Origin of the sequence: Companilactobacillus halodurans, assembly GCF_009600985.1 — a bacterium.
Lineage (GTDB): Bacteria > Bacillota > Bacilli > Lactobacillales > Lactobacillaceae > Companilactobacillus > Companilactobacillus halodurans.
Genome location: NZ_VDFP01000007.1, coordinates 1 through 17,770 on the forward strand (window position 1 = coordinate 1; position 17,770 = coordinate 17,770).

19 protein-coding genes and 1 pseudogene are annotated in these 17,770 nt (G+C 35.0%); 18 read left to right on the plus strand and 2 right to left on the minus strand.

Features of this window, described 5'->3' with window-relative positions:
* Positions 1–353 precede the first annotated feature (353 nt).
* The 9 genes from FHL06_RS04690 to FHL06_RS04730 all read left to right on the plus strand — a co-directional run bounded on the left by FHL06_RS04690 (position 354) and on the right by FHL06_RS04730 (position 8,352).
* Positions 354–1,049, plus strand: a complete 696-nt coding sequence (locus FHL06_RS04690) for a GntR family transcriptional regulator (protein WP_153385078.1) — start codon at positions 354–356, stop codon at positions 1,047–1,049.
* A 143-nt stretch (positions 1,050–1,192) separates the two neighbouring features.
* On the plus strand, positions 1,193–1,501 hold the full coding sequence (locus FHL06_RS04695; protein ID WP_153385079.1) for a PTS sugar transporter subunit IIB: 309 nt from the start codon (positions 1,193–1,195) through the stop codon (positions 1,499–1,501).
* 1 nt (position 1,502) lies between these two features.
* The gene (locus tag FHL06_RS04700) at positions 1,503–2,930 is read left to right on the plus strand and encodes a PTS sugar transporter subunit IIC (protein WP_153385080.1); all 1,428 of its coding nucleotides are present in this window, start codon (positions 1,503–1,505) and stop codon (positions 2,928–2,930) included.
* A 12-nt stretch (positions 2,931–2,942) separates the two neighbouring features.
* On the plus strand, positions 2,943–3,284 hold the full coding sequence (locus FHL06_RS04705; RefSeq protein ID WP_153385081.1) for a PTS lactose/cellobiose transporter subunit IIA: 342 nt from the start codon (positions 2,943–2,945) through the stop codon (positions 3,282–3,284).
* Positions 3,277–4,770, plus strand: coding sequence for a sialate O-acetylesterase (locus FHL06_RS04710; RefSeq protein WP_153385082.1), 1,494 nt, complete (start codon positions 3,277–3,279; stop codon positions 4,768–4,770). Before FHL06_RS04705 ends, FHL06_RS04710 begins: the two co-directional genes overlap by 8 nt.
* Entirely contained in the window at positions 4,763–5,656 is an 894-nt protein-coding gene (locus FHL06_RS04715; RefSeq protein WP_153385083.1) for an ROK family protein, read from the plus strand. Before FHL06_RS04710 ends, FHL06_RS04715 begins: the two co-directional genes overlap by 8 nt.
* Positions 5,653–7,047: a glycoside hydrolase family 1 protein gene (locus tag FHL06_RS04720; protein ID WP_153385084.1), complete on the plus strand. Its 1,395-nt coding sequence runs from the start codon at positions 5,653–5,655 to the stop codon at positions 7,045–7,047. Before FHL06_RS04715 ends, FHL06_RS04720 begins: the two co-directional genes overlap by 4 nt.
* Positions 7,048–7,151: 104 nt before the next feature.
* Positions 7,152–7,655 carry a GNAT family N-acetyltransferase gene (locus tag FHL06_RS04725; protein ID WP_153385085.1) on the plus strand — a complete coding sequence of 168 codons (504 nt, stop codon included), beginning with the start codon at positions 7,152–7,154 and terminating at the stop codon, positions 7,653–7,655.
* A 61-nt stretch (positions 7,656–7,716) separates the two neighbouring features.
* Positions 7,717–8,352: an SdpI family protein gene (locus tag FHL06_RS04730; protein WP_162000244.1), complete on the plus strand. Its 636-nt coding sequence runs from the start codon at positions 7,717–7,719 to the stop codon at positions 8,350–8,352.
* A gap of 32 nt (positions 8,353–8,384) precedes the next feature.
* Here FHL06_RS04730 and FHL06_RS04735 read toward each other — a convergent pair whose 3' ends face one another.
* Positions 8,385–9,488 (minus strand): YdcF family protein, encoded by a 1,104-nt coding sequence (locus FHL06_RS04735; protein WP_153385087.1) that lies wholly within the window; start codon positions 9,486–9,488, stop codon positions 8,385–8,387.
* 156 nt (positions 9,489–9,644) lie between these two features.
* Between FHL06_RS04735 and FHL06_RS04740 the strand changes: the two genes are divergently transcribed.
* From FHL06_RS04740 to FHL06_RS04750, 3 genes are read left to right on the plus strand one after another with little or no spacing between them, the layout of a single operon-like run.
* Positions 9,645–10,376: a DeoR/GlpR family DNA-binding transcription regulator gene (locus tag FHL06_RS04740; protein WP_153385088.1), complete on the plus strand. Its 732-nt coding sequence runs from the start codon at positions 9,645–9,647 to the stop codon at positions 10,374–10,376.
* A 9-nt stretch (positions 10,377–10,385) separates the two neighbouring features.
* Positions 10,386–11,204, plus strand: a complete 819-nt coding sequence (locus FHL06_RS04745) for a Cof-type HAD-IIB family hydrolase (protein WP_153385089.1) — start codon at positions 10,386–10,388, stop codon at positions 11,202–11,204.
* A gap of 12 nt (positions 11,205–11,216) precedes the next feature.
* Positions 11,217–11,717: a macro domain-containing protein gene (locus FHL06_RS04750; RefSeq protein ID WP_153385090.1), complete on the plus strand. Its 501-nt coding sequence runs from the start codon at positions 11,217–11,219 to the stop codon at positions 11,715–11,717.
* 68 nt (positions 11,718–11,785) lie between these two features.
* Here the strand turns inward: FHL06_RS04750 and FHL06_RS04755 are convergent, their stop codons facing one another.
* Positions 11,786–12,472 (minus strand): MarR family winged helix-turn-helix transcriptional regulator, encoded by a 687-nt coding sequence (locus FHL06_RS04755; protein WP_153385091.1) that lies wholly within the window; start codon positions 12,470–12,472, stop codon positions 11,786–11,788.
* 236 nt (positions 12,473–12,708) lie between these two features.
* Between FHL06_RS04755 and rpmG the strand changes: the two are divergent.
* From rpmG to FHL06_RS04780, 6 genes and pseudogenes are all read left to right on the plus strand, one after another.
* A pseudogene (rpmG, locus tag FHL06_RS04760) lies at positions 12,709–12,858 on the plus strand (50S ribosomal protein L33).
* A complete protein-coding gene (rpsN, locus tag FHL06_RS04765) occupies positions 12,858–13,127 on the plus strand; it encodes a 30S ribosomal protein S14 (RefSeq protein ID WP_153385092.1) in 270 nt (89 codons plus the stop codon). The pseudogene rpmG and the gene rpsN overlap by 1 nt, the downstream one beginning before the upstream one ends.
* Before the next feature lie 20 nt (positions 13,128–13,147).
* Positions 13,148–13,264, plus strand: coding sequence for a putative metal homeostasis protein (locus FHL06_RS14370; protein WP_162000243.1), 117 nt, complete (start codon positions 13,148–13,150; stop codon positions 13,262–13,264).
* Positions 13,265–13,335: 71 nt separating this feature from the next.
* On the plus strand, positions 13,336–14,868 hold the full coding sequence (locus FHL06_RS04770; protein WP_153385093.1) for a YfcC family protein: 1,533 nt from the start codon (positions 13,336–13,338) through the stop codon (positions 14,866–14,868).
* A 107-nt stretch (positions 14,869–14,975) separates the two neighbouring features.
* Positions 14,976–16,364 carry a class II fumarate hydratase gene (locus tag FHL06_RS04775; RefSeq protein ID WP_153385094.1) on the plus strand — a complete coding sequence of 463 codons (1,389 nt, stop codon included), beginning with the start codon at positions 14,976–14,978 and terminating at the stop codon, positions 16,362–16,364.
* A gap of 1 nt (position 16,365) precedes the next feature.
* Positions 16,366–17,754, plus strand: a complete 1,389-nt coding sequence (locus FHL06_RS04780; protein ID WP_153385095.1) for a flavocytochrome c — start codon at positions 16,366–16,368, stop codon at positions 17,752–17,754.
* Positions 17,755–17,770 lie beyond the last annotated feature (16 nt).

The following is a 17,770-nucleotide window of genomic DNA, read 5'->3' on the forward strand; positions in this document are numbered from 1 at the left end:
GGGTCGAACATCTAAAGGGCATGAATGGTGTCCTTTTTTGGTGTTCTTAAATGGTTATTACTAATAAATGGTATACAAAAATAAAGTTGATGGCAAAATACCTATCAACTTTATTTATCGTACAGCCTAAAAATCATATCCTTAAAGGGTATGATTTTTTTTATTATCAAAAATAGTTGAACGAGCGTTCATATTGTTTCTAATATTTTAGAAAGCATAAAAGTTTATTTAAAAAAAATAATTTATTGGTATAGACGATTGTTAGACAAACCTAAGGAGCGTATAATGTTTGTAATGCAAGTAAATATTTGTTATAACAAATATGCATAGTGAGATTTATCGGAGGCAAATACATGAAAGTGACGCCCAAATATGTGATTGTGGCGAATCGTTTACGGCAGAAGATTTTAGAAAAAGAATATGAGATTAATGATCAATTGCCACAAGAGACAGCAATTGCTAAATCTTTAAATGTTAGTCGAATTACTGTAAGAAAAGCATTGGATATCTTAGTAAATGAGGGATTGATTTATCGAATTCAAGGTTCAGGAACCTTTGTGAAAGATAATCAACAAGGGAAAGATATTTCAAAGAAACAATCATTGGAGATTTTTGATTTTAATAAATATCAAGTGAAATTAATTAATTTTGGTGTGAGCAAGCCTGGTAAAACAGTAATGAATCAAATGAAAATTAATCAATTTGATTTAACATATGAAGTGGAGCGCTTGATTATGGACAGAGAAAAAATCATTGCTTTACAAAATATTTTCATGCCAGTCAAAGTAATACAAGGTATTCAAATGAAATCACTAATGGGTTCAATTTATGACTTTGTTGAAGATGAATTGGATTTGGTAGTGGATAGTGCAATAAGGACTATTTCATCAGAGATGTCAAACGATGAAACAAGTAGATTATTGGATTTGCCACAACCTGAACCATTACTGACTGTTGGTCAGCGTTCTTTTTTAGATAATGGTCAGATTTTTGAGTATACTTATACGTACATTCGTTCGTCGCAATTTTCATTACATGAAGCAATTTAAATAGATTATATATGATTCAAAAGGCAAAGACACCAAGATACGTAAATTTTGTAAATTGGTTATAACAAATTTATAAAAGGTATTGACTTGCTCACCTCATGAAATTATACTGAAAGCGTTAACAAATAAAGGGGGTTTCATTTATGGAAAAGTTAAAGGTTGCCATTTTTTGTAGCGGAGGTTTCTCTACTAGTTTAATTGGTTCCAAAATGCAAAAAGTTTATGATGCTGAAGGTAAGGATGTAAAAGTTGATGCTTATGATTTCGGTATGGTAGACGAAGTCGGAGATGATGTCGATGTAATTTTACTTGCTCCTCAAATTGGTTGGGCATTTGATCAAACTAAAAAAGCTCATCCAAATACGACAGTTATTCTACTAACAATGCAACAATTCGGTAGTATGGATGGACAAACTATTGTAGATGTCTTAAAAGAAAAGGGGATTGGCTAAAATGGGTAAAAAAGGAAGTTGGAAAGAAAACTTTCAAACAAATTTTACTAGGATAGCTGGTAAAATTGCTGCTAACAAACTTTTACTAACGCTCCGTGATTCATTTATTATTGTTGCTGCCACTTCAATGATTGCTGGGTTTGCGATAATGATTCAAAATGTTTTCGTTGATCCAACCAATGGGTTGGTTTTTGGTAAGCAAGGTCTGAGATTAGGACTTTTGATTAGTGGTTCTTGGTCTGCATGGAGTGCCTCAGGTTTGTTCAATGGTTTGACTACCGTTGGTAATTTGATTGGACTAATTTCAAATGGTTCATTGAATACCTTTGCAGTACTATTAGTCGTAATTTTTTCAAATACATTTTCACGCAAATATTTCCCAAAGAGTAAAGAGCACATGACTTCTGTACTATATGCTCTTGGAGCTTTTTTCATTTGTATGCCATGGAAGTTCCAATACACACCAACTGGATCTAAAAAGGCAATTAATGTTTTAAATTACATGGATACAACATTCTTTGGTACTAAAGGTGTTTTTGCTGCATTGCTAATTAGTGGTTTTGCAGTTTGGATTTACAATAAGATTCTTGAAAAGCACATTACTATTAAAATGCCAGATTCAGTTCCACCAGCTGTTGGTAGAAGCTTTGAATCATTGATTCCTGGCGTTATTACTATGGCTGTTTTCATTATTTTAACTGGTTTAAGTACAAGCTTTACTGGTGAGACAATGCCAGAACTATTGTTAACAGCTTTGCAAAAACCTGCTATGGCGATTTCTGGTACTGGATTATTCGCCTTTGTTTCACAGACTACTTGGAGTTTACTTCAATGGTTTGGTATTCATCCAACATCAATTTGGGGACCAATCTTTGGATTGACATGGAATATCAATGATACTCAAAATATGTTAGGTCAAGCACATCATATTTATTCAACACTTTTCATGAACTTTTCAACAGTCGCTGCTGGTTCATGTTCTGTTTCACCAGTTCTAGCTCTGATTTTATTTTCAAAAAGAGCTGCTGCTAAGAAAGTTTCTAAAATTTCACTGATGCCTGCTATCTTTAATATTTCAGAGCCTGTTACTTTCGGCCTTCCAATTATTTTGAATCCCTTATACTTTATTCCATGGTTGGTTGCTCAACCATTAGCATTCTATATTGGTTTGTTCTTTAATAAGATTGGATTTATTGGACCAATTGTTAATAATGTTCCTTGGACTGTACCGACATTACTTTCAGGTATGCTTTACACAGGTTCAATTGCTGGATTAATTGTTCAGGCCGTGATTGTTGTTGCAACTACAGCAATCTATTACCCATTTGTTAAGATGGACAATAAATTGAATCCAGATGTTGCAAAAGATGCTGCTTTAGATGAAGCACATAAAGAATCCGAAAAAGAATTAAAGACTAGTCAAGCATAGGAGATGTAGAATTTGGATGAAAAACAATTAAAACGTGCAATGGATTTAATCTCAGTTGCTGGAACGGCTAAATCAATGTGTATTAACGCAATGAGTCAAGCTGAAAACGGTGAGATTGAAAAAGCTAAAGCAACTTTGACCGATGATCAAAAAACTTTGCATAAGGCACATAACATCCAAACAAAGTGGATGACTGCTGAAATGAATGGTGAAAAGATTGAAAAGTCATTGATGCTAATTCATTCTCAAGATCACTTTATGTCAGCTGATATTATGATGACAGTTGCACAAAAAGTTATCAATTTACACGAAGAAATTGCTCAGTTAAAAACTAAGGAGCAAATCAATGAATAGTGTTTTGAAGTTAGATGACATTTATACTGATGGAATGGTTGTTCCAGAAAATAAGATTTTCAAGATCAGTGGTCATGCAATTCGTGATTCAAAAGTTGAAGTAAGAGCTCAGGATAAGATTTTTGATACTAAATCAGATTCCGATGGAAAATGGATTATTAAGATTGATCCTTTGAGAGATCACCTGACAACAGAAATAACAATTAATAATTTAGATGAAAGCATCACTTTGAAGAGTGTTCGAACAGGAAAAGTTATTCTTTTAACTGGTCAATCAAACATTGAATTTAAATTTCGAGATGATATTGAATATCAAAAACAAATTGAAAATTTAAATTTAAAAAATGTTTACTTTTATAATGTCCCCCAGCTAGAGTACCAAGATAAAATTTTAACTTTGCCAAAAGATTTAAAAAAGTCTTCCTGGCAAGTTGCTAATGAAAATAATCTTTGGGAAATGTCAGATATTGGTTTTTGGACAATAAAAAAATTACATCAAATTGATCCAGATGCAATTATTGGTATTATCGATTGCTATAAAGGTGGGACGTCTATCTCATCTTGGGTTCCTGAAGAAATATTACAATCTGATCAAGAGCTTAAAAATCAATTCATAAAACCTTTTGAAGAGGCAATTACAGGTAAGAGAAAAGCTGATTTTGATGAGGAATTTAACGAGTATAATGCTGCCGTTAAAAAACATAATACTGATTTAGCAAAATTCCAAAAAGAAAATCCTAAAGTATCCTTGAGTGATGCAAAAAATAAGGTTGGACATACTCCTTGGCCACCTCCAATGACACCAACGTCATACTTACGTCCAAATGGATTGTTTCATACAATGATTGAACAGATACAGAATTATTCGTTTAATCAATTAGTTTGGTATCAAGGGGAGAATGACGCGAATAATCCTGAGATTTATGGAAAAATGTTGAGAGGATTGATATTGAGCTGGCGTAAATTGTTTAATGATCAATCATTACCATTTTATGTTATTCAATTGCCAGGTTATTTTGATGAACCAGAGAATTCTTGGGCGGTAATACGGCAATATCAACTTGAGATTTGTCAAACGATTAATAATGTACATTTGATTTCTATCGCTGATACTGGTGAGAAACATAATATTCACCCGGCTCATAAACGAATAGCTGGAACTAGAATTGGCGAAATATTGTCCAATAAAAACTATAATTCTACGCCTTATATTTATCGTCATGAATTTCAAAATAATAAATTAATTTTATTTGCTGCCAGTGCAAATGTATTAGTTCAAAGAGGTAAAGCGGAATTTGAAATTTTAAAGGATGGTCATTGGTCGACACAGGAAGTAACAATAGTCGGTAAACTGATTATTATTCAGAATTCTAAAGAAATTAGAAAAGTTCGGTATGCTTTTGAAAATTATCCAAAATGTACATTGTTTAATGAATTTGGTGCACCTTTAGCACCATTTGAAATGGAGATCAAAAAAAATGAGTAATTTAGGTTTGATTGATATTGGTGGTACATCAATAAAATTTGCTGTGGAAAATAAAGACCAATTACAAAAGATTGATCCCATTAAGACACCCGATAATTTAGATGGCTTTTATCAAGGTCTGACTAAACGTGTTAATTTTATGAAAGAAAATTATCAAATTACTGGAGTCGGAATCAGTTCACCTGGTGCTGTTAATAAAAAAAAGGGTGTGATTGAAGGAGCTTCAGCCCTCCCTTATATTCACAATTTTAAAATTCAAAAAGAATTAGTAAGTCGTTTTGGATTGCCCGTAAGTATGGAAAATGACGCTAATTGTGCTGCTTTAGCAGAATTAGATTCTGGCGCTGGTAAAGATGTATCTAGTCTTTTGTTTCTAATTATTGGTACTGGTGTTGGTGGATCAGTAATTATTAATCATAAAATATGGCATGGTGCGCATTTATTCGGCGGTGAATTTGGATTTACTTTAGTTGATGATAAATATACTTTGAGTAATCTAGCAACTTCTGTTGGTGTTGCGCAAAGGTACAATAATAATTCAAATCCCCAAACTAACTATAGTGGTAAAGAAGTATTTGATTTAGCTCAACAAGGCAATACGCGTGCTAAAAAAGAAGTACAAGTAATGTATTATTCACTTGCTAAAGGAATATACAATCTACAATATAGTTTTGATCCAGAATTGATTGTTCTAGGTGGTGCTGTTTCTAATAATCCACATTTATTACCAGAAGTAGATAAGGAAATTGAAAAGATTCGTAGAATTGTTAAAATTGCATCAATTAAACCTAAAGTTGTCAATTGTAAATACACTGATGAAGCTAATTTACGTGGAGCTGCGGTTGATTTTTACCAAACATATTCAAAGGAGAATTCTCAAAAATGATAAAATTTCCAAATGATTTTGCTTGGGGCGCTGCTACCTCAGGGCCACAATCTGAGGGTAATTTTCATAAACCAAATCAAAATGTTTTTGACTATTGGTTTGAAAAGAAACCTGGAGATTTCTACGATGGTGTAGGTCCAGATGAAGCGTCTAACTTTTATAATGATTATCAAACTGATATTCCATTGATGGCAAAGGCAGGCATTAAGGCCCTAAGGACCTCAATTCAGTGGAGCCGTTTGATAAAAAACGTTGAAACTGGTGAAGTAGATGAAGATGGTGTCGAATTTTATAATAATGTAATCGATTGTATGATAAAAAATGGTATCGAACCCTATATTAATTTGTGCCATTTTGATTTGCCAGTTAAGTTATATCAAAAATTTAGTGGTTGGGAATCAAAACATGTTACTGATTTATTCGCTGATTATGCTAACAAGTGTTTCCAATTATTTGGTGGCCGTGTAAAGCATTGGTTTACATTTAATGAACCTAAAGTTATTTTAGATGGTGAATATCTATACAAATTTCACTATCCATTACGTGTTGATGGCCCTGCAGCTGTGCAAGTAGCTTATAATTTGAATTTGGCCTCTGCTAAAGCTGTAAAAAAGTTCAGAGCTTGGAAAAATGAAAATGAGTCTGATGCTACAATTGGAACAATTTTAAATTTGACACCAGCTTATCCAGCAACCAATGAACCAGAGGATATTAAAGCTGCAAAATTTGCTACTATGTGGGATGATAATCTTTTCTTAGACCCTGCCGTATTAGGTACTTTTCCTAAAGATCTCGTAAAAATTTTAGATGATGCAGGAGTTCTTTTTGAAAGTACTCCAGAAGAACTGGATTTAATTAAAGATAATACAGTTGATGTTTTAGGAGTAAATTTCTATCATCCTGAACGGGTCAAAAGGCCTAGTGTTTCACCAAAGAGTCTTCAAGATTGGATGCCAGATATTTATTTTGATAATTATGAAATGCCCGGTCGTGTTATGAATGTAGATAAAGGTTGGGAGATTTATCCAGAGACCCTTTATGATATTTCTATTAACATTCGAGATAATTATGGCAATATTCCTTGGTTTGTCTCTGAAAATGGTATGGGAGTTTCTAGAGAAGAGCGTTTTATGAAAAATGGAGTCATTCAAGATGATTATCGAATTAAATTTATCCATGATCATTTGATACAGTTGCATAAGGGAATCGAAGCCGGGTCTAATTGTCATGGTTATTTTGTTTGGACAGCCATTGATTGTTGGTCATGGAAAAATGCTTATCGTAATCGTTATGGTTTGATTCGAGACGATATTCATACTCAAACTAAAACGTTGAAAAAATCAGGCAATTGGTATGCAAAACTCAGTGCCAATAATGGTTTTGAAAAATAAATAGTTTCTTTAAATCACAAGATATTAAAATATAATTTTAAAACATCTCTCATGTGTGGGAGATGTTTTTTTGTTATGCTGTCTTTTAGAAAAGAGGATCTAAAATGATTAAGATTGAAGACTTATCCAAAAAATTTCAAGTAAAGAAATTAACGCCAAGTGATGCTAGTACGGTTTTGAATTTGGCTAATAGCAATTCATCTTACTATAACTTTTGTCCACCACGACCAACTCGTCATTCTATTTTAGAGGATATCAATGTTGTCCCAGCTGATAAGACACAAGACGATAAGTATTTTGTTGGATTTTATCAAGATAATAAACTAATCGCTATCTTAGATATGATTATGAAATATCCAGACGAGATAACTGCTTGGATCGGCTTTTTCATGGTCAATGCTGATAATCAAAAGAAGGGTGTCGGCAGTTTGATTATGGGTGAGTTGTTGCCAATTTTAAAACAATCTGGCCTAAAACAGGTTGAATTAGCTTATCCTAAAGGAAATAGTATCAGTGAGAAGTTTTTAAAGAAAAACAAGTTTGAAAAAACAGGTCAAGAAATCTCAGTTCCTGGCTATACCGTAGTGGTAATGAAGCAAAATCTTTAAAGATGCTATTCCTTTAATTTGGGTTTATAATACGCTAACTTGAATGAACGAAGATGATAACATGAAACGTCAAAAAGTTATTCCAATCATTTCTTTTTTAGTTATTTGGTTGCCATTGGTTTTTGAGCTCATTTTTTGGAAGAAATTGCCAGCCAAATTGCTGACTCATTTTAATGCTCAAATGGTAGCTGATTCTTATAGCTCTAAAACAATGGCCGTATTATTATTGCCAGGTATTTTGACGGTTGCACAAATTTTTATGCTGTACATTGTCTTTAAAGATTTACGAAAAAAGACTAATCCTATTTGGATGTTGAATCTAGTTAGCAGTATTTTTCCAATCGTTTCCGTGATGTTGAGCTTGATGACGTTATCCACAGCTTTTGGTATAAAATTGCAGAATTTCAGTAGTCTGTTGATAAATATTGCCATAGGGATTTTATTAGTAATCTTAGGTTTCATTCTAAGAGGAGTAAAACCTAATGGTGCAATTGGCATTAGATTAAAGTGGACGTTACAAAGCAAGAAGAATTGGCAATTGACGAATTACTTTGCTGCCAATTTGAGTTTGATTGTTGGAATATTGTTAATAATCTGTGGGCTACTTTCCGTTTCAGGGATGATTTGGTTCATTTTATTGACAGTTATGCTTCTGCCTTGTCTTTATTCATACACATTATATAAACGCGGTATATAAAAAAATCGAGATCCTTTTAAGGTCTCGATTTTTTATTTTGCCACGATATCGGTATAAATAGTAACTCCAACTAATAAGAGAATTATCAAAATAATTATTCCTATAACTATCATGTGACGTTTTTTATTCATTAAGAAAACAGCGACAAATTCACGAATCAAAGCGTTAGGTAAGAAGTAAAAGCGGGTGGGAGCACCGATTCCATTGGCATTTAGGTTAGCCATCTTGGCATACAATCCCGCGCGGAAGATGTGATAATTATTGCTGAAGAATTTAATTTTTGCAGCATTTGAATTAAAGTCTTTTTCGATAACAATTTTTGAATATTGCATATTTTGTAAAGTGTTACGCGACTTATCTTCCAATAAGGTCAATTTCTCATTCCAACCATGTGCAATCGCATATTGGGCCATGGCTTTAGCTTCCGATAATTTCTCATCTGGTCCTTGACCACCGGAAAAAACAATCTTAGGTGTCTTGCGCCCTTTTTGAGTTTGTTTATGGGCAAACTTGATGGCTGCGTCGATTCTATTGCCCAGTAATCGGGATACTTTATCGCCACCAATCAACCCTGCTCCTAAGACGATTAAATAGTCAGCTTTGTAGCGTTTCGGTAGAAATTGATATAAGAAAACGTTGATTAAGAAATTGTATGAGCAAATTATCAAGTAAAGTCCAATAGCTGGGAGTCCAGAAATCAAGGTGTTGAACCAGTTGGGCAAAAACTGTGAATGACCAGCGACGAAGCCATTGAATATCCACAGGGCAATTAAAACGATAGCTAGCAGTAAAGTCAGCATATTGGAAATCGTGTGAGTTTCTTTTTTCCAAACTACGAAGGCATTCCACAGTAAAAGTGCCCAAGTGAATAACAATATTATTGTTATTATTCCAACAATCAACAAGAAAATGGTTCCCATGATGACAACAAAAGTTAAATTAGCTGTACTGAAAATAAGGACTGCTAATTCCGCTAAGAAACTGACGAAAAAAATTGTAAAAGTGATTCCATTAATCAATCTGCGGGGTTCCTTCAACCAAAAGATTAGGAAAATCACTAACATCAAAATGGTTGCCAAACCCCAGTAAAGCGATACTTTTTGGAGATCGTTGATATATGGAACTAGTCCATTCATGAACTCACCTCGCTTTTTATAGATTTCTTATTAATTTTATCATAGCGGTGATTTTAATAGGTTTATTAAGCAATTAATTATGGCTTATACTTATTAATGCAGATTAATACTTAAAAATACATATAATATGTTATTATCTGGGTAGAGGTGATGGAGATGTTGCAGGAACAACGTTTAGAGGAAGTTTTGCAATTATTGAAGAATAAACAAGTTTTGACGTCTGAAGAAATGATTGAATATTTTCATGTTTCTCGAGATACCGTTCGACGTGATTTTGAAAAATTAGCTCAGGCCAATCAAGCCAAACGGGTTCACGGTGGCATTATGCGTTTAGAAAACAAACCTGTTGCATCTTTTAATGAGCGATTGCAGGATTTTAACGAAGCTAAAAATCGGATTGTTAAGTTAGCTTTGCAATTGATTGAAGTAAATGGCATTTATTTTTTTGATGTTTCGACTACTGTTTTGAAACTGGCGCAGCTTTTAGACACGAAGACAATCGTCTATACGCATTCATTAGATAATTCGATTATGTTAAGCGATAACTCATCAGTCGATTTGCATACTTTAGGTGGAAAATTCTTTTCCAGAAATCGCTTCTTTTATTCAATTAATGAGACTCAATTTTTAGAGGATATAAGTTTTGACGTGGCTTTTATTGGAGCCGCTGGATTGAAAAATAATCGAGTTACTTTTGCTGATCAAGAGGATGCTGCTGTTAAAAAGTTAGCATTAAAACATGCGAAGGTTAAAGTTTTGTTAGCTGAAAATACGAAGTTTTCAAAGGAATCTACTTATAGTATTGGCAATTTGTCAGACTTTGATTACTTGATAACAGATAAAGAACCTGCAGCAAAAATCAAATCACTTGTTAAGGTTAAATATTGAGGTGGGAAAATGGCTATTAAATTGATTTTAAGTGATATTGATGGAACGATTTTAGATGACAATAACAAAATTGATACAGGTTTAAGACTTGCTATCGCCAATTTAAAAAAACAGTCAGTGCCGTTTGTCTTGGCATCAGCCCGTTCTCCACAAGGGATGTTAAATATTGCTAAAGAATTAGACGTTTTGGATAATCCGATTGCTTGTTACAATGGGGCTCTAGTAGTCAAAGATTTGCAAAGCAACAACTATTCAACAATTTTGAGCCATCAATTAGAAAAGGCCGAAATTGAAAAAATGCTGACGATTATTCAACAAAATTTTCCAAAGGTAGCTATCAATTTATATTCGGGCTCCGATTGGTATGTGGAAAAAATTGATAAGTGGGTCAAAATTGAAGCAGACATCACCAAATTGACGCCGATTGTGACTGATTTACAGACATTGGTCGCTAAAAATAATTTGCCGGTGCATAAAATTTTATTGATCAGTGAACCAGAAGAAATCGCTCAAGTCCACCAAAGATTGCGTGATAGCAATTTAGCAAATAGCTCATTTTATCTTTCCAAACCTAATTATTTAGAGATTACCAATGCGCAAGTTTCAAAAGAGAAAGCTCTGCGGGAATTAGCGAAGACTTACAATTTGGAGTTATCCGAGACGATGTCTTTGGGCGATAACTTTAATGATGTGCCGATGTTAAAACTTGCCGGACTCGGTGTGGCCATGGATAATGCTCCAACTGAAGTTAAAAAAAGTGCTAATGTAGTTACAGGGACAAATAATCAAAATGGTGTCTCGAAAGCTATTGAGAAATATGTCCTTTAGGAAGTGATCTGCATGGAAAAAATTTCCATTATTAAAGGTGACATTGCTTATTTGCCATTTCATGTCGATGCAATCGTCAATGCGGCTAATAGTGCTTTAGTACCTGGCGGTGGGGTTGATGGTGCTATCAATAAAAAAGCTGGTCCTAATTTAGCCAAGGATATGTTATTGCTTGGTGGAACTAAAACTGGAACAGCTGTTTATACGAAAGCTTACGATTTAAACGCTGATTTTGTGATTCACGCCGTTGGTCCTAGATATAAAGATGGTGAACACGGTGAAAAAGAATTATTGGTCAGTGCCTATGAGTCAGTGATGAAATTAGCTCATAAATTGGAAGTCAATTCGTTGGCAATTCCATTTTTGAGCACTGGTGTCTATAGTTATCCTTTGGAAGAGGCCATTAGCATTGCTCTTGAAACTGTGAGAAAAGATAATTTGGATGCGAGAGTTTATTTTGTAGCATTTGATGAAACTACTGAAGAGATTGCTAAAAAGATTTTAGAAAAATAACTTTTAAGAAAAAAGAGCTTCAGAACAAATTGTTCTGAGGCTCTTTTGATCCAATCTAAAAATATTAATTAAAATCTAGGTCCGCGCCAAAAATCTTTATGGAAATCTGGACGATGACCATGCCCATGTTCCATTGGTTTTTCAGGATGTCTGCCGTCTTGCATGCAGGGTCCACCAAATGGTGCGTGATGCATTTTTCTCCTCATTTCGTGTCGCATATGTCTGACTTCTTCTGGTGTCATCGAATCTTGCATTTGCATCATTTGTTCGCGCATATTCCGCATTGCTTTGTAACGATCGGTGGGATCAATGAACTTTTCCGAATTCTTTTTGAAATCATCGTCCCAACCATCAGAAATCTTTTGAAGATAATCACTGAATTGACGCTTCTCATCATCGTTTAAACCTGCTAAGAAAGTTTCACTATAATCTTCATTTTTTAGTGAGGCATTCTTTTCCGCTTTGGTGCGACCAGCATCAGTTAAGAAGACCAGCTTGCTGCGTTTGTCATTTTCATCTTCTTTTCGAGTGATGTCGCCGTTATTTTCCATTTTCTTCATTAACTCTGCTAATGAACTAGGACGTAAATCCAAAACTTCAGCTAAATAGTTTTGAGTTAAGCCATCTTCTAGTTTCAAGATGGCAAGAACTCGTTGTTGTCCAGTTAACTTTTGTTTCTTTTGTCTCATATAAAAATTTGCAGCTTCACTGATAAATCTTAATTGTTTCATTAAATCATCTGTTATTTTACTCATATTAAATTCCTCATTTCGATTTTATTAATTTAATTCGGTACCGAACTTTATTACAAGAGATAGTATAGTTAGGCACCGAACAAATGTCAACTATTTAATTTGAGTAAATTAAAAATTGCGTGATATCAAGGCTGACAATAAGGAAATAAAACTTGAAACTAATTAATTGACAGTTGGCATCAAAATCCGTAAAATCTAAACAGTAAAATTTATCATTTAATTGTGAGGGTATTATTATGAGACAAAATATTATTTTAGAATGTGCCAAGACAAATGAACGTTTGTACCTGACATCAAAGAACAAGTAAAACAATCCCGACCGTTTGGAATTGTTGAAATATTCACCAAAGACAAGACAAAAAGAAATTTTTAAAGAGGTAAAGTAATGGCTAAAAAATCAAAAATCGTTAAGAATCAAAAACAACTCGAGTTAATTGAAAAATATGCTCAAGTTCGTAAGGAATTAAAGGCTAAGGGCGACTATATTGCCTTATCGAAATTGCCTAGAGATTCCAGTCCCGTTAGATTAAAGAATCGTGATTCATTAGATGGACGTCCTCATGCATATATGCGCAAATTTGGAATGTCTCGTTTAAACTTTAGACAACTAGCTCATGCCGGTCAGATTCCAGGCGTTAAAAAAGCTAGCTGGTAAAAAATAGGAGAGATTTTATTATGGAAAGAATGAATACAGCAACGGCTTATCGTAATCTAAAAAGCCCTAATATCAAAACTAGAAAACGCGCTTTGAGAGCTATCAAGGACAGCAAAAGAAAAGTCATCAAATATTAATGTAACCGCTAACTTTCCTGATATAATTGAATTGGTAATAATTTAATTATAGGAAAAAGAGGGGATACATTATGGCAAGTGCCAAAAAGAAAAAGCATAGCTTTCCATCCGCGTATACGGTAATCGTTATTGTTTTAATTTTGGTTCAAGCTTTAACATTCTTCATACCATCAGGTAAATATAGTACTTTGGAATATAATTCTGGACTAGATAAGTTCGTTATTACGAAGGCATCAGGTAAGACAATTAAAGAAGATGCCACGCAAAAAACGCTTGATAAATATAAGATAAAAATCAAGGTCTCTAAGTTCAAGGATGGGACAATTTATCGTCCAGCAGCGATTCCTAATACCTATCACCAAATTAAGAAACCTAAACGTGGGGTATTAGGAACCATCAATCAATTTTTGACTTCACAAGTTCAAGGTATCGTCGATAGTGTTGACATTATCGTCTTTATTTTGATTCTTGGTGGAGTCATCGGGGTAGTCAATGCCACTGGAGCAATGGATTCGGGGATGAAACGATTATCCGAAAAGCTTCAGGGCAAGCAAAAATGGCTGATTGTCATTGTGACTTCACTGATTGCTTTAGGAGGAACGACTTTTGGATTGGCTGAGGAAACAATTGCTTTTTATCCAATCCTAATTCCAATCTTTCTATTAGCAGGTTATGATACATTGACTGCAGTCGCGGCGGTCTATTTGGGGACAGCAATTGGTTCGATGAGTTCAACTATCAATCCGTTCTCAACTGTAATTGCATCAAATGCGGCCGGAATCAGTTTTACTGACGGCTTACCAATGAGAGCCTTGATGTGGTTTTGTGCCGTTGGTATTTCAATTGTTTATACGATTCACTATGCTGAAAAAGTCCGTAAAGACCCAGCCAAATCCTTAGTTGCTGATCAAGCAGATGAAGATAAGGAACGTTTCTTGGGTGATATGGATATGTCAGTTAAAAGTGAATTTACTTTGCGCCAAAAGCTCTCGTTGATTGTCTTTGCGATGGGCTTTGTAGTGATGATTTATGGTGTTCAGCAGTTAGGTTGGTATTTCACAGAAATTGCGGTGGTCTTCTTAGCTGTAACGTACATCTTGATTTTTACGGCTGGTTTAAAGGAAAGCAAATTCGTCGATAGCTTCGTGTCAGGTGCTGGCGACTTGCTAGGTGTAGCATTAACTGTTGGTCTAGCTAGATCAGTTGGTATCGTGATGGAGAAGAGTTTTGTCAGCGATACGATTATGCAGTACTTCAGTAATCAAATCAGCGGTATGAATAATGTCTTGTTCATCTGCGTTTTGTTCTTTGTTTATATTATCCTTGGTTTCTTTATTCAATCGTCTTCAGGATTGGCCGTTTTATCGATGCCTATCATGGCACCTTTGGCCGATGTCGTTGGAATCGATCGTTCATTGATTATCAATGCGTATAATTGGGGACAAGGTTTAATAGGTTTGATTGCACCAACCGGTTTAATTTTAGTATCACTCTCAATGGTGAAAGTTGGTTTTGATAAATGGATCAAGTTTGTGACGAAATTATTAATAATGATAGTTATTCTGATTCTGGTATTCCTAAGCATTGGAGTATTAATGGAATAGAATAACAGAAACAAAAAGAAGTCATGTATTGTCATGGCTTCTTTTTGTTTGGGTCGAAAAGTTATCTCCGTTATAATTAAAATAACTATTTATTTTGGAGGAAAATCATGTCGGATTATAGAATTGAAGAAGATACCTTGGGCGCAGTCAAGATTCCTATCGATGCTATGTGGGGTGCGCAAACGCAACGCAGTCTCAATAATTTTTCCACAGGTGAAAAGATGCCGCTAGAGATAATTAAAGCTTTATTGCAAATCAAAAAAGCGGCAGCTATTGCTAATAAAGAGGCTCAAGCAATAACTGGAACTAAGGCTGACTTGATTGTTCAAGCTATCGATGAATTGTTGAAATTAGATGATTCAGAATTAAGAAAAGATTTTCCTTTGGTAATCTATCAAACAGGTTCGGGGACGCAAACCAATATGAACGTCAATGAAGTTGTCAGTCATGTTGCCCAAAAGATTGATCCTGAAATTGAGATTTTACCAAATGACGATGTTAATCATGGACAAAGTTCAAATGATATTTTTCCAACAGCAATGAACATCACAGCTGCTATGAGTGTGGTCGAATTGGAAAAAGCAGTCAAACATTTGATTGAAGTACTTCGCAAAAAAGAAATTAAGTACTGGAAGGTTGTTAAGATTGGTCGGACTCATCTTCAAGATGCTACGCCATTAACTTTTGGTCAAGAGGTCAGTGGTTGGGTCAGCATGCTGGAACATGATTTAAACTTTTTAGAACAGCTTAATCAAACGCTGAGTGAATTAGCTATTGGCGGTACGGCTGTAGGAACTGGTTTGAATGCTGCCGACGGTTTTTCTGATAGGATTGCTGAAGAGATGACGCAAGTTTATCGACATGATTTTACTGCTGACACGAATAAATTCTACGGCTTAGCTGCTCATTCGGGATTAAATGTCGTTCACGGTGCTATCAAAACTCTGGCCAGCGATTTAATGAAAATTGCTAATGATGTCCGCTTTTTAGCTAGTGGTCCCAGGTCTGGTTATGGGGAATTGAACATTCCTGCTAATGAACCTGGTTCTTCAATCATGCCAGGCAAGGTCAATCCTACTCAAGCTGAAGCAATTACGATGGCAGCAACTAAAGTGATGGGTAACGATGTCACAATTAACGTTGCTTCTAGTCAAGGAAACTTTGAAATGAACGTCTATAAACCAGTTATTATCAGTTCGTTCTTAGAATCGAGCACCTTGCTGACGGGTACAATTATGGGCTTTGCCGATAAAATGATTGCTGGATTGACGGTCAATGAATCACGGATGCAAGAATTGGTCGATCAGTCGTTGATGACAGTCACTGCCTTATCGCCACACATTGGTTATCATCAAAGTGCCGAAATTGCCCAACAGGCACAACGTGATGGAATGACCTTAAAAGAATCAGCAGTAAAATCAGGCATGGTTACAGCGGAACAATTCGATCAATGGGTCGTGCCGATTGATATGACAAATATTAACAAGGGGAAATAAAATGGCAGGAAAATTTGTATTTGAGCCAACTAATTTTGAAGAACTGAAGAATCATTATGACGTAATTATTATTGGTTCTGGTGGAACGGGACTGACTAGTGCTATCCAAGCTTATGAACTGGGTCTTTCACCAGTTATTTTGGAAAAAATGGATAAAATTGGCGGCAATACGACCAGAGCATCTTCAGGGATGAATGCTGCGGAAACTTTTGTGCAATTGAATCACAAAATAGTTGATAGTTTTGAAGATTTTTATCAAGAAACTTTCATTGGTGGCGGCAAGAAGAATAATCCCGAATTATTGAAGTTCTTTACTGAACATGCTGCTTTATCAATTGATTGGTTAGCTCAACATGATATTAAATTGGATGATTTGACGATTACTGGCGGTATGAAAACGATGCGCACGCACCGCCCTAGTTCTTTAGCTCCGATTGGTGGCTATTTAGTTACAGAATTATTGAAGTATGTTGCTAAATATAAAATTCCGCTTTTTGATAAAATCACAGTAACTGATTTATTAATGAAAGATAAAAAAATTTCTGGTGTCAAAGCTTTTCGTGATGGTGAATTTGAAATCAAAAGTGACGCGGTTATTTTAGCTACCGGTGGATTTGGCGCCGGTAAAGATTTGTTAGCTCAATATCGTTCAGACCTTTTGAAATTGCGGACGACTAATCAACCCGGAGCAACTGGCGATGGTCTTAAATTGGCTCAAAAAGTTGGCGCTAAATTAGTCGATATGGATCAAGTCCAAGTTCATCCAACAGTTCAACAAGATACGCCTCATGCCTTTTTGATTGGTGAAGCTGTTCGTGGCGAGGGTGCTATTTTAGTTGATAATAACGGGAAGCGATTCGTTAACGAATTAGATACCAGAAAAAATGTGACGGCCGCAATTGATAATTTAGGTGGTACGGGAGCCTATTTAATTTTCGACCGCGATATTCGTTCTCGAGTGAAAGCTATTGAATTTTATGATCATGTTGGGTTAGTCAAGTCGGGTGAAAACTTAGATGAGTTAGCACAAGCTATCAATGTTGATGATCAAACTTTGCAACAGACGGTTTACGATTGGAATAGTGCTGTTGAGAGTCAAAATGATGTTAAATTTGGTCGGACTACTGGCATGGAACGAAATATTTCTGATGGTCCATTCTATGCGATTCACATTGCTCCGGCTGTTCACTATACAATGGGTGGAGTATCAATCAATCATAAAACACAGGTTTTAAATACTGATGATAAAGTTATTGCTGGATTATTTGCAGCCGGCGAAGTTAGTGGCGGTTTGCACGGTAATAATCGTATCGGCGGCAATTCAATTGCCGAAACGGTTATCTTTGGTAGACAAGCTGGTCAACAAGTTTTTAAGTATATTGAAGGATAATTTTTTTAAGGCAAAC